Raw genomic sequence first — 204 nt, forward strand, 5'->3', positions numbered from 1 at the left:
CATCGGCCGATTGGGTCTTAACCGTCGTGTTCGGGATGGGAACGGGTGTGTCCCCCAACCGCATCGGCACCAGAAATATCGTTATTCAGTTTCCTTGATAACTCAACAGTAAAACACATCTTGCTTCTCTACTTTTTCCTTAGAAAGGAGGTGATCCAGCCGCACCTTCCGATACGGCTACCTTGTTACGACTTCACCCCAGTC

General features: G+C 50.0%; 2 rRNA genes. Both read right to left on the reverse strand.

The window, feature by feature from the left end:
- Positions 1-74: ribosomal RNA gene (gene rrf / locus GPK88_RS19950) — 5S ribosomal RNA — on the reverse strand; the annotation flags it as partial.
- Between the two features lie 69 nt (positions 75-143).
- Positions 144-204 (reverse strand): 16S ribosomal RNA (locus GPK88_RS19955); the annotation flags it as partial.

The organism is Blautia sp. MCC269 (assembly GCF_018785655.1).
Taxonomy (GTDB): domain Bacteria; phylum Bacillota; class Clostridia; order Lachnospirales; family Lachnospiraceae; genus Blautia_A.